This is a genomic window from Hydrogenophaga pseudoflava, assembly GCF_004353865.1.
Taxonomy (GTDB): Bacteria; Pseudomonadota; Gammaproteobacteria; order Burkholderiales; family Burkholderiaceae_C; genus Hydrogenophaga; species Hydrogenophaga pseudoflava.
The window spans coordinates 4,110,973-4,120,228 of sequence record NZ_CP037867.1 but is presented as its reverse complement, the minus strand read 5'-3'; the positions used below and the strand labels follow the sequence as shown (position 1 = coordinate 4,120,228).

12 protein-coding genes are annotated in these 9,256 nt (G+C 65.6%); all 12 read left to right on the top strand.

Annotated elements, in window-relative coordinates; all coding sequences use genetic code 11:
- Positions 1-816 carry an ABC transporter ATP-binding protein gene (locus HPF_RS19880; protein ID WP_066152814.1) on the top strand — a complete coding sequence of 272 codons (816 nt, stop codon included), beginning with the start codon at positions 1-3 and terminating at the stop codon, positions 814-816.
- A complete protein-coding gene (gene mlaE, locus HPF_RS19875) occupies positions 813-1,592 on the top strand; it encodes a lipid asymmetry maintenance ABC transporter permease subunit MlaE (protein ID WP_066152819.1) in 780 nt (259 codons plus the stop codon). The genes HPF_RS19880 and mlaE overlap by 4 nt, the downstream gene beginning before the upstream one ends.
- Before the next feature lie 13 nt (positions 1,593-1,605).
- Entirely contained in the window at positions 1,606-2,085 is a 480-nt protein-coding gene (mlaD, locus tag HPF_RS19870) for an outer membrane lipid asymmetry maintenance protein MlaD (protein WP_066152822.1), read from the top strand.
- A 7-nt stretch (positions 2,086-2,092) separates the two neighbouring features.
- The gene (locus HPF_RS19865; RefSeq protein ID WP_243721624.1) at positions 2,093-2,845 is read left to right on the top strand and encodes an MlaA family lipoprotein; all 753 of its coding nucleotides are present in this window, start codon (positions 2,093-2,095) and stop codon (positions 2,843-2,845) included.
- A gap of 134 nt (positions 2,846-2,979) precedes the next feature.
- Positions 2,980-3,603, top strand: coding sequence for an MlaC/ttg2D family ABC transporter substrate-binding protein (locus tag HPF_RS19860; RefSeq protein WP_066152828.1), 624 nt, complete (start codon positions 2,980-2,982; stop codon positions 3,601-3,603).
- A gap of 6 nt (positions 3,604-3,609) precedes the next feature.
- A complete protein-coding gene (locus HPF_RS19855; RefSeq protein WP_241559692.1) occupies positions 3,610-3,897 on the top strand; it encodes an STAS domain-containing protein in 288 nt (95 codons plus the stop codon).
- 101 nt (positions 3,898-3,998) lie between these two features.
- A complete protein-coding gene (locus HPF_RS19850; RefSeq protein ID WP_066152834.1) occupies positions 3,999-4,928 on the top strand; it encodes an ABC transporter ATP-binding protein in 930 nt (309 codons plus the stop codon).
- Positions 4,925-5,680 (top strand): ABC transporter permease, encoded by a 756-nt coding sequence (locus HPF_RS19845; protein ID WP_133157615.1) that lies wholly within the window; start codon positions 4,925-4,927, stop codon positions 5,678-5,680. Before HPF_RS19850 ends, HPF_RS19845 begins: the two co-directional genes overlap by 4 nt.
- A gap of 12 nt (positions 5,681-5,692) precedes the next feature.
- The gene (locus HPF_RS19840) at positions 5,693-5,932 is read left to right on the top strand and encodes a BolA family protein (protein ID WP_066152840.1); all 240 of its coding nucleotides are present in this window, start codon (positions 5,693-5,695) and stop codon (positions 5,930-5,932) included.
- A 13-nt stretch (positions 5,933-5,945) separates the two neighbouring features.
- Entirely contained in the window at positions 5,946-7,214 is a 1,269-nt protein-coding gene (gene murA, locus HPF_RS19835) for a UDP-N-acetylglucosamine 1-carboxyvinyltransferase (protein ID WP_133157614.1), read from the top strand.
- Positions 7,211-7,864: an ATP phosphoribosyltransferase gene (gene hisG, locus HPF_RS19830; RefSeq protein WP_066152846.1), complete on the top strand. Its 654-nt coding sequence runs from the start codon at positions 7,211-7,213 to the stop codon at positions 7,862-7,864. The genes murA and hisG overlap by 4 nt, the downstream gene beginning before the upstream one ends.
- Positions 7,861-9,252 (top strand): histidinol dehydrogenase, encoded by a 1,392-nt coding sequence (gene hisD, locus HPF_RS19825; RefSeq protein ID WP_066152848.1) that lies wholly within the window; start codon positions 7,861-7,863, stop codon positions 9,250-9,252. The genes hisG and hisD overlap by 4 nt, the downstream gene beginning before the upstream one ends.
- Positions 9,253-9,256: the final 4 nt, after the last annotated feature.

The following is a 9,256-nucleotide window of genomic DNA, read 5'->3' as shown; positions in this document are numbered from 1 at the left end:
ATGAGCGATACCCCTTTTATCGACATCGACCATGTCACCTTCGGCTACGACAGCCGAAGGACCATCCTCAACGACATCTCCCTCCAGTTCGCCCGCGGCAAGATCACGGCCGTGCTGGGCGGTTCCGGCTGCGGAAAAACCACTCTGCTGCGCCTGATCGGCGGCGTGCATGCGCCGAACAGCGGCCGCGTGGTGTTCGACGGTGAGGTGGTGAACACCGCCGACAAGGCGCAGCTGTTCCGGCTGCGCCGCCGCCTGGGCATGCTGTTCCAGTTCGGTGCCCTGTTCACCGACCTGAACGTGTTCGACAACGTCGCGTTTCCCCTGCGCGAGATGAGCGACCTGCCCGAGCCGCTGATCCGCCACATCGTGCTGATGAAGCTCGATGCGGTGGGCTTGCGGGGCGCGGCACACCTAAAGATCAGCGAAGTCTCCGGTGGCATGGCGCGTCGCGTGGCGCTCGCCCGGGCCATCGCACTCGATCCGGAACTGATCATGTACGACGAACCCTTTGCAGGCCTCGATCTGGTGTCCATGGGCGTGGCCGCGAAGCTCATCCGCACGCTGACCGATGTGACCGGCGCCACCTCGCTGCTGATATCCCACGACATCCCGCAGTGCATGGCGATCAGCGACCATGTGGTGCTGCTCGCAGCGGGCGGTCGTGTGGTGGCGCAGGGCACGCCCGCCGAACTCATGGCCAGCACCGATCCCGAGGTGCGCCAGTTCGTGCGTGGCGAACCGGACGGTCCGGTCAAGTTCCACTACCCGGCCCGGTCTGTCGCCGAAGACTATGGTCCGAGGGCTGCCGCATGAACCTGTTACAGAAGATTGGCCAGCTGGTGCTGGCCTTGCTGGCGCGTTGGGGTCACGGCGCGCTGTTTTTTCTGGACCTGTTGCGTGCAATGCCGGCGGCGCTGCGGCGCTTCGGTCTGGTGGTCGGGCAGATCCATGCGATCGGCAACCGTTCTCTGGTGATCATCGTTGCCTCAGGCCTGTCCGTCGGCTTCGTGCTGGCACTGCAGATGTACTACGCGCTGACCACCTATGGTGCCGCCGAGTCGCTGGGCCTGATCGTCAATCTGGCGCTGGTGCGGGAGCTGGGACCGGTTGTGACGGCGCTGCTGTTTGCGGGGCGCGCCGGCACCTCGCTGACGGCCGAGATCGGACTGATGAAGGCCGGCGAACAGATCGCGGCGATGGAGCTGATGGCCATCGACCCCAAGGCCCGGGTGCTGGCACCGCGCTTCCTGGGCGGCATCCTGTCGATGCCCTTGCTTGCCGCCCTGTTTTCCACCGTCGGTATTCTCGGCGCCTATGTGGTCGCCGTGCTGCTGATCGGCATCGACTCCGGCAACTTCTGGTCGATCCAGCAAAGCGGCGTCGATGTCTGGCGGGACGTTGGCAACGGTGTCGTCAAGAGTGCAGTGTTCGGTGTCATCTGCACCGCCGTGGCGCTCTACCAGGGCTATGAAACCGAAGCCACCCCCGAGGGTGTGGCCTATGCAACCACAAGAACGGTGGTCACCGCCTCGCTGGGTGTGCTGGCGATGGACTTCATCCTGACCGCCCTGATGTTCTCGACCCCCTGATTCGGGAGAACCTATGAACAAGAAAAGCATTGAAATTTTTGTTGGCCTGTTTGTCGTGCTCGGCGCTCTGTCGCTGCTGTTCCTCGCACTCAAGGCGGCCAACCTGGCCAGCTTCACCAACGGTGGCGACACCTACACGCTGCAGGCGCGCTTCGACAACATCGGCGGGCTGAAGGCGCGCGCGCCGGTGCGCTCGGCGGGCGTCCATGTCGGGCGGGTGACCAGCGTGACCCTGGATCCCCAGACCTACCTCGGGGTGGTGACCATGGAAGTCAACAAGGGGGTGGCTTTTCCCAAGGATTCGTCGGCCAAGATCCTGACTTCGGGGCTGCTGGGTGACCAGTACATCGGCATCGAACCCGGCGGAGACGAGAAGAATCTGCAAGCGGGTGACGTGATCACGCAAACCCAGTCTGCGGTGGTGCTGGAAAACCTGATCGGCCAGTTCCTGTTCAACAAGGCCGCCGATGGCGGTGAACAGAAACCGCAGTGAGTGCGCCATGGTGCGTGCCCAGGAGATTGACATGAGATTCGATGGCCGTCGTCTCTTGCGCTGGCTGGCATCGCTGCTGCTCGTCGGCGTGCTGACGGGTTGTGCCAGCGGTCCGAACGCAAGCCCACGCGACCCGCTGGAACCCCTGAACCGGCAGGTGACAGCGTTCAATGATGCGGTGGATGGGGCGGTGCTCAAACCTGTTGCCACCGTGTACCGCGACGTCACGCCCGACCCGGTCCGCACAGGTGTCAACAACTTCTTTGAGAATCTGCGCGACGTTTGGTCGTTCATCAACGCCTCGCTGCAGCTGCGGCCCCGTGAGGCCGCCGAGAACTTCCTCCGCTTCAACGTCAACACCTTCTTTGGCGTTGCCGGCCTCTTCGATGTGGCCTCTGAAATGGGGATCGAGCGCACCCGCCTGGACTTCGGTCAGACGCTGGGCCGATGGGGCGTCCCCTCGGGGCCGTACCTCGTGCTGCCGATCTTCGGCCCCTCCACCGTGCGCGACGCGGCGGGCTTCAGCATCGAGTCCAGCGGCGACCTGGTGCAAGGCATCTCCGATATCCCGACCCGCAACTCCCTGTATGTGTTGCGAGCGGTGGAAACCAGGGCCAACCTGTTGCGCGCAACGACCTTGCTGGAGGGCGCTGCGCTGGACAAGTACAGCTTCACCCGCGACCTCTATCTGCAGCGCCGGGAAAGCCAGATCGAGGACCTGAAAGACAAGGGCATCGGGCTCAAGGACGGGTCCGACTGACCCACAAACCGATACCTCTGAATTACAGTTCCGACACATTCACCCGGAACCGGTGCCGTACAGTCCCTGTCCCATGCGGACCGAAGATCCGGCACTGCGCCGGGTCACACACCGCTTCTGAAAGGACATCGCACATGCAACGCCGTCATTGGATATTCAGCCTCATCACCGCCGCCGCTGTTTTCGCAAGCCCGCTGGCCATGGCAGAGGTGGAAGCACCGGATGCGCTCGTCAAGCGCATTTCCAGCGATGTGCTCGCCTCCGTGAAAGCCGATCCGGCGATCCAGAAGGGGGACATCAGCCGCATCGTTGCACTGGTGGACGCCAAGATCATGCCGAACGTCAACTTCTCCCGCATGACGTCCATGGCCGTCGGCCGCGCCTGGCGCCAGGCGACGCCCGAGCAGCAGAAACAGCTCCAGGACGAGTTCAAGACCCTGCTGGTCCGGACCTATGCCGGTGCCCTCGGCGAAGTCCGCGACCAGACCCTGAGCTTCAAGCCAATGCGCTCGAAGCCGGAAGACACCGAGGTTGTGGTGCGCAGCGAAGTGCGTGGCAAGGGCGAGCCGATCCAGCTCGATTACCGCCTCGAAAAGGCGGACAGCGGCTGGAAGATCTACGACCTGAACGTGCTGGGCGTCTGGCTGGTGGAAACCTACAAGTCCCAGTTTGCCCAGGAGATCAACACCAAGGGCATCGACGGGCTGATTGCCAACCTGGTCCAGCGCAACAAGAGCGCAGCCGGTAAGACCAGCTGAGGGCAGATGAGCGTGTCTGAAACCGCCGCCATCCCCATGCCGGAACAGCTGACCCTGTCCGGTGCCGCCCAGACGCTGGAAAGGCTCCGGGACTCGCTGGTCCGCCAGGCAGGCCCGACCGTGGTGCTGAACGCCGACCCGCTGAAGGTGTTCGACACCTCGGCGGTGGCGGTGTTGCTGGAGCTGCGCAACGCGCTGCTGACCCAGGGCAAGACCTTGCAGGTGGCCCGCATGCCGCAGCGCCTGCAGGCGCTGGTCACACTCTACGGCGTGGCCGAGCTGCTGCCCGCTTGAGCCGCTCGCCAGCGACATTGCGCGCCGCGACATAAAATCGACGGCTCACCCGCGGTCAGCAGATGTCCTGCCAGCGTCCGGTGACCTGGCCCGCTTCCGCAATGCCCGCAGTTTCCTTTCAGAACGTTTCCAAGACCTACGCTTCGGCCCGTGGCGAGCTGCAGGCGCTCAAAGGCGTGTCCTTTGACATCCAGCCCGGCGAGTTTTTTGGCCTGCTGGGTCCCAATGGCGCCGGCAAGACCACACTGATCAGCGTGCTGGCCGGACTGGTGCGGGCCAGCGGTGGTCGTGTGCTGGTGCAGGGGCACGATGTCCAGTCCGACTACGCGGCCGCGCGGCGGGCGCTCGGTGTGGTGCCCCAGGAGCTGGTGTTCGACCCGTTCTTCAACGTTCGTGAGGCGCTCCGCTTCCAGTCCGGCTACTTCGGCATCCACCACAACGACGACTGGATCGACGAACTGCTGCAAGGGCTGGGGCTGACCGACAAGGCGGGCGCCAACATGCGCCAGCTCTCGGGTGGCATGAAGCGCCGGGTGCTTGTGGCGCAGGCCCTGGTGCACAAACCGCCAGTGATCGTGCTCGACGAGCCCACGGCGGGTGTGGACGTGGAACTGCGCCAGACCCTCTGGCAGTTCATAAGCCAGCTCAACAAGCAGGGCAGCACGGTGCTGCTGACGACCCACTATCTGGAAGAGGCGGAGGCCCTGTGCGGCCGCATCGCCATGCTGCAGCTGGGCCGGGTGGTGGCGCTGGAGAAGACGTCCGATCTGCTGCGCCAGGCCTCGTCCAACGTGCTGCGGTTCAAGACCGACCAGGCGCTGCCGCCGGAGCTGGCGGCGCAGGCGCGCGTCACGGGTCGGGTGGTGCAGCTGCCGGCGCACAACGCGATCGAGGTCGAGCAGTGGCTGGCGCGCGCTCGGGAGGCCGGCGTGGTCGCCGAGGACGTGGAAATCCGCAAGGCCGACCTTGAGGATGTGTTCATCGAGGTGATGGAGCGAGCCTCCGGTCAGGTACAGGAGGCCACCCCATGAACGGCTGGCAGACCCTGTTCTACAAGGAGGTGCTGCGCTTCTGGAAGGTCGGCTTCCAGACCGTGGCGGCGCCGGTCATCACGGCCATCCTGTACATGATGATCTTCGGGCACGTGCTCGAAGGCAGCGCCAAGGTCTACGGCCAGGTGAACTACACCGCCTTCCTGCTGCCCGGCCTGGTGATGATGAGCGTGCTGCAGAACGCGTTTGCCAACAGCAGCTCTTCGCTGATCCAGAGCAAGATCATGGGCAATCTTGTGTTCCTGCTGCTCACGCCGCTGTCTCACCGCGCCTGGTTCTTTGCCTACGTCGGCTCCTCGGTGGTGCGTGGCCTCGCGGTGGGCGCGGGCGTGATGGCGGTGACCTGGTGGTATGCCCAGCCCAGTCTGGTGGCGCCGCTGTGGATTCTGGTGTTCGGTTTCATGGGTGCAGCCTTGCTGGGCGCGCTGGGCTTGATCGCGGGGCTCTGGGCCGAGAAATTCGACCAAATGGCGGCGTTCCAGAACTTCATCATCATGCCCATGACCTTTCTCTCGGGCGTGTTCTATTCCATCCATTCCCTGCCCGACTTCTGGCAGACGGTGAGCCATCTCAATCCGTTCTTCTACATGATCGACGGCTTTCGCTACGGCTTCTTCGGGGTGAGCGATGTGTCGCCCTGGATGAGTCTGGGTCTGGTGGGCGGCGCGCTGATGGCCGTCAGTGCCCTGGCCCTGCACCTGCTGCGCACCGGCTACAAAATCCGTCACTGAGCGATTCCTTCCATGACTGCTGAACAGCTGCAACAACTCATCGCCGCCGGCCTGTCCTGCGAGCACATCGAAGTCACCGGTGATGGCCGCCACTGGGCCGCCGTTATCGTCTCGCCCGAGTTCGAGGGCAAGCGGCCGATCGCGCGCCACCAGCGCGTCTATGCCACATTGGGCGAACGCATCAAGACGGACGAGGTGCACGCCCTGTCCTTGAAGACCTTCACCCCCGCCGAATGGGCGGCCCAGAACTGAGCGCCCCGACACCATGGACAAACTGCGAATCACCGGTGGACGTCCCCTCAACGGCGAGGTCACCATTTCGGGCGCCAAGAACGCGGCGCTGCCCGAGATCTGTGCTGCCCTGCTCACCGCTGATCCGGTGTACCTGAACAATGTGCCGCGTCTGCGCGACGTGGCCACCATGCGCCTGCTGCTCGACAACATGGGTGTGCAGACCGAAACGCATGGCGAGCGCGGTGGCATGAGTTTCGTGGCGCCCGACAGCCTCAACCCGGAAGCGCCTTATGAGCTGGTGAAAACCATGCGCGCCTCGGTGCTGGTGCTGGGCCCACTGCTGGCTCGGTTCGGCCGCGCCAAGGTGTCGCTGCCGGGTGGCTGCGCCATCGGCTCGCGCCCGGTGGATCAGCACATCAAGGGCCTGCAGGCCATGGGTGCCGAGATCGTGGTCGAACACGGATACATGGTGGCCCAGCTGCCGCAGGGTCGCAGCCGCCTCAAGGGCGCACGCATCGCCACCGACATGGTGACCGTCACCGGCACCGAGAACTTCCTGATGGCCGCCGCGCTGGCCGAGGGCGAAACGGTGCTGGAGAACGCGGCGCAGGAACCCGAGATTCCCGATCTGGCCGAAATGCTGATCGCCATGGGCGCGAAGATCGAAGGCCATGGCACCAGCCGCATCCACATCCAGGGCGTGGACCGGTTGCACGGTTGCACCCACCAGGTGGTGGCCGACCGCATCGAGGCCGGCACCTTCCTGTGCGCGGTGGCCGCTACCGGAGGCGATGTGGTGCTGCGCCACGGCCGCGCCGACCACCTCGACGCGGTCATCGACAAGCTGCGCGACGCGGGCGCTGAAATCGAGGCCGGTGACGGCTTCATCCGCGTGCGCGCCTCCGGTCGCCTGAAAGCGCAGAGCTTCCGCACCACCGAGTACCCCGGCTTTCCGACCGACATGCAGGCGCAATTCATGGCGCTCAACTGCATCGCCACCGGCACCAGCAAGGTCACTGAGACCATCTTCGAAAACCGCTTCATGCACGTCAACGAACTGGTCCGTCTGGGCGCCAAGATCCAGACCGACGGCAAGGTGGCCGTGATCGAGGGCATCGACCGCCTGCAGGGCGCCACCGTCATGGCCACCGACCTGCGGGCTTCGGCCAGCCTGGTGATCGCCGGCCTGGTGGCCGAGGGCGAAACCATCGTCGACCGCATCTACCACCTGGACCGGGGCTACGACCAGATGGAAGCCAAGCTGCGTGGCATCGGTGCCGATATCGAAAGAATCAAATGATCACCCTGGCGCTGTCCAAAGGCCGCATCTTCGACGAAACCCTGCCGCTGCTCGCGGCCGCGGGCATCGAGGTGCTGGAAGACCCGGAAACCTCCCGCAAGCTGATCCTGCCGACGAACCAGCCGGACGTGCGGGTGGTGCTGGTGCGCGCGTCCGACGTGCCGACCTATGTGGAATACGGTGGCGCCGACCTCGGCGTGACAGGCAAGGACACCCTGATCGAGCACGGCGGCCAGGGCCTGTACCAGCCGCTGGACCTGCAGATCGCCAAGTGCCGCATGAGCGTGGCGGTTCCGGCCGATTTCGACTACGCCTCGGCCGTGCGCCAGGGCTCGCGCCTGAAGGTCGCGACCAAGTACACCACCATCGCGCGCGAGTTCTTCGCCAGCAAGGGTGTGCACGTGGACCTGATCAAGCTCTACGGCAGCATGGAACTGGCGCCGCTGACCGGCATGGCCGACGCGATCGTCGACCTGGTGTCCACCGGCAAGACGCTCAAGGCCAACAACCTGGTCGAGGTCGAGCAGATCATGGACATCAGTTCGCGCCTGGTGGTCAACCAGGCCGCGCTCAAGCTCAAGCAGGCCGCCATCCGCCCCATCCTTGACGCTTTCTCACAAGCCATTTCCAAACAGTCCGTTCCATCATGAGTCTGTCCGCCCAGCCCGCCCGCCTGAACACCACCGCGTCCGATTTCGAGGCGCAGTTTGCAGCCCGGCTGCACTGGTCGGCGGACACGGACCATGCGATCGAGCAGCGCGTGGCGGACATCCTGGGGGACGTGAAGCAGCGCGGTGATGCCGCGGTGCTGGAATACACGGCGCGCTTCGACGGCCTGCAGGCCGCCTCGATGGCCGAGCTGGAGCTGACGCAGGCCGACTTCAAGGCCGCGTTCGACGGCTTGCCAGCCGCCCAGCGCGAGGCGCTGCAGAGCGCGGCGCGTCGCGTGCGCAGCTACCACGAGGCGCAGAAAAAGGCCTCCGGCGAGAGCTGGACCTACCGCGACGAGGACGGCACGCTGCTGGGCCAGAAGGTCACGCCGCTGGACCGGGTGGGCATCTATGTGCCCGGCGGCAAGGCGGCCTACCCGTCGAGCCTGATCATGAACGCGGTGCCGGCGCACGTGGCCGGCGTGGGCGAAATCATCATGGTGGTGCCAACCCCGGTTCGCGGCAGTGTCGCCACCGGCGGCACGGGCGCGGCCACCGCCGCGCGTGGCGAGCGCAACGAGCTGGTGCTGGCCGCCGCCTATGTGGCCGGCGTCACGCGCGCCTTCACCATTGGCGGCGCCCAGGCGGTGGCCGCGCTGGCCTACGGCACCGCCACCGTGCCCAAGGTCGACAAGATCACCGGCCCCGGCAACGCCTACGTGGCCAGCGCCAAACGCCGCGTGTTCGGCACCGTGGGCATCGACATGATCGCCGGCCCAAGCGAAATCCTGGTGCTCGCCGACGGCAGCACGCCGGCCGAGTGGGTGGCGATGGACCTGTTCAGCCAGGCCGAGCACGACGAACTGGCCCAGAGCATCCTGCTGTGCCCCGACGCCGCCTACCTCGACGCGGTGCAGCGCGAGATCGACCGCCTGTTGCCCACCATGCCGCGCGCGGCCATCATCGCCAAGAGCCTGAACGACCGCGGCGCGCTGATCCTCACACGCGACATGGAGGAGGCCTGCGCCATCAGCAACCGCATCGCACCCGAGCACCTTGAAGTGAGCAGCAGCGACCCGCACCGCTGGGAGCCGCTGCTCAAGCACGCGGGGGCCATCTTCCTTGGCGCCTACACCAGTGAAAGCCTGGGCGACTACTGCGCCGGCCCCAACCACGTGCTGCCCACCAGCGGCACGGCCCGCTTCTCGTCGCCGCTCGGCGTGTACGACTTCCAGAAGCGCAGCAGCCTGATCGAGGTCAGCCAGGCCGGAGCCCAGCCGCTGGGTGCCATCGCCGCCGAGCTGGCCTACGGCGAAGGCCTGCAAGCCCACGCCCGCGCCGCCGAGCTGCGCCTGTCCACCGTGCCACCGATGCGGGGCACGAAGTGAACGC